The following is a 2,225-nucleotide window of genomic DNA, read 5'->3' as shown; positions in this document are numbered from 1 at the left end:
GGGTGATCAATCCGGCCGATGCCAACTCGGTGGTGGAAGTGCGCCGCAGCTCGGCCAGCGACATCACGGTGAACCTCGACCAGATCTATTTCGATGGCAGCACCGGCGCTGTGCTGAGCCGCTTCGAGGCGGCACCGGTGATGACCGTGCAGCGCTTCATCAGCGGCCTGCATCTGGTGCAGTTCAAGCATTGGACCCTGCGCTGGATCTACTTCGTGCTCGGCCTGAGCGGCTGCGTGATGATCGTCACTGGCTTCATCTTCTGGCTGGAAGCACGGCGCGCCAGCCACGCGAAGAAAGGCCTGAAGGGTGTGCGGATCGTCGAAGCGCTGACCGTCGGCAGCGTCACCGGCATCATCGCGGCTACGGCCATGTTCTTCGTGGCCAATCGCCTGCTGCCGCTCGATACGCACTGGCTGGGCTACGAACGTCCGCAGCTGGAGACCGGAGCGTTCTATCTGCTCTGGCTCGCCAGCTTCGCGCATGCGGCGCTGCGTCCGCGTCGAGCCTGGCGCGAACAGACCGGCGCCATCGCCGTGCTGGCCGCGCTGGCAGTGCTGCTCGATGCGCTGACCACTCACGACCATCTGAGCAGCGTGATGCAAGGCCAGTGGGCCGCCGTCGGCATGGATGCCGTGCTGCTGCTCGCGGCCGTCATTGCTGCCTTCGCCGGCCGGCACATGGCGCAGCGCAAGCCGATGCAGCGCGCGGTTCGATCGCCGTCGAGAAATGCCGAGCTGGAACATGGCTGACACCTTGCTGCTGATCATTGCCGCCGGCGCGGCCTATCTCGGCTTCGCGCTGTTTGCCCTGTCGCAGTCGAGACACTGGCAGCAGGTGGCGCCCAGCCATGTCGCGCAGCCGCCGCAGAAGAGGGCCCTGCGACTGTTGGGCAGCCTGGCGCTTGCCCTGTCACTGAGCTGTGCCTGGTTGCGCGATGGCGTGGCATTTGGCTCCGTGCTGTGGCTGCTGCTGTTGAGCGTTGCCGCGCCGATGCTGGTGTTCACCTTGGGCTGGCGTCCGCACTGGCTGCAGCGTCTTGCTCAGCACTTGGCGACCAGTGGTCGCAATGATCGCCAGACCACCACTAACCGAGGACCGATGCAGCGGGGCTAGCGCCCGAAATCTGTTTCAACCCCCTATCAGCCAGCCCTTCGCCAGCCATCCATATCCCTAGAAGGACGCTGACGCTTGTGAACAAGAAACTGATGCTGGCAACGCTGGTCGCGATGAGTGGCAACCCGGCAATCGCCGAGGATGTCCCGACGATTGCCGCCGCCGAAACGGCTGCCGAGCCTGCTTCCGAAACCCGCGAACCCAATGCGCCAGTGACCTTGGCTCCGGTGCAGGTCATTGCCGAAAAGCCGGCCGATGCCTATGTCGGCGACCTGAGCATCGGCAAGGGCTCGCTGACCATCCGCGAAACGCCGCAGTCGGCCAGCGTCATCACCCGCGAACGGCTTGATGACCAGAACATCGTCAACATCGCCGATGCCCTGAAGTTCACCACGGGCGTCACCGTGCAGCGCTTCGATGGCGCCGGGCTGTTCAACAACTATTACGTGCGTGGCTATCAGGTCGACTCGATCCAGCTCGATGGCCTGCCGTTCGGCAGCGCCGGCAACATCGTCGACAACGACCCGGCGATGTACGAGCGCATCGAGCTTCTGCGCGGTCCCGGTGGCCTGTTCCAGGGTGCCGGCGAGCCTGGCGCTTCGCTGAACCTGGTACGCAAGCGCGCGCCGAGCAAGACCCTGCTCAACGGCGCGGCCACCTTCGGTTCCTGGAACCTGTATCGCGCCGAACTCGACGGCGGTGCGCCGCTGACCGAAGACGGCTCGCTGCGGGCTCGCGGCGTCGCCGTCTACGAGACGCGCGACTCCTATCAGGACGTGGTCAATTCTCAGAAGAAACTCGGCTACGGCACCCTGGAATACGACTTCGACAAGGCCACCACCTTGTCGGTTGGTGGCGTCATCCAGCGTGTCGATTCGGTGATCAACCAGGGCTTGCCGGCCTACGCCGATGGCCGCCTGCTCGACGTGCCGCGCTCGACCTTCATCGGCGCCGACTGGAACGAGCTGGCGCCGAAAACCACCGATGTCTTCGCCGAGCTGGAACGGCGGCTGGCCGGCGGTGGCGAGATCAAGTTCGCCGTGCGTCGTCTCGATCGCAAGGTGCTCTACAAGGTGGCGCGTGCCAACAGCGCGGTCGATGCCGATGGC

3 protein-coding genes are annotated in these 2,225 nt (G+C 65.0%); all 3 read left to right on the top strand.

What is annotated here, in order from left to right:
- A partial coding sequence (locus QZY06_RS18875) for a PepSY-associated TM helix domain-containing protein (protein ID WP_295687002.1) occupies window positions 1-752 on the top strand: 752 nt, incomplete at its 5' end.
- On the top strand, window positions 745-1,116 hold the full coding sequence (locus tag QZY06_RS18870) for a DUF3325 domain-containing protein (RefSeq protein ID WP_295687000.1): 372 nt from the start codon (window positions 745-747) through the stop codon (window positions 1,114-1,116). The genes QZY06_RS18875 and QZY06_RS18870, both read left to right, overlap by 8 nt.
- A gap of 77 nt (window positions 1,117-1,193) precedes the next feature.
- A partial coding sequence (locus QZY06_RS18865) for a TonB-dependent siderophore receptor (RefSeq protein WP_295686998.1) occupies window positions 1,194-2,225 on the top strand: 1,032 nt, incomplete at its 3' end.

The organism is uncultured Nevskia sp., assembly GCF_903885465.1.
GTDB lineage: Bacteria > Pseudomonadota > Gammaproteobacteria > Nevskiales > Nevskiaceae > Nevskia.
This window is presented reverse-complemented; position numbering and strand designations above follow the sequence as displayed.

Coding starts and splice junctions, on each gene's coding strand:
- QZY06_RS18870 (WP_295687000.1), top strand. CDS start 745: ATGGCTGACACCTTGCTGCTGATCATTGCCGCCGGCGCGGCCTATCTC.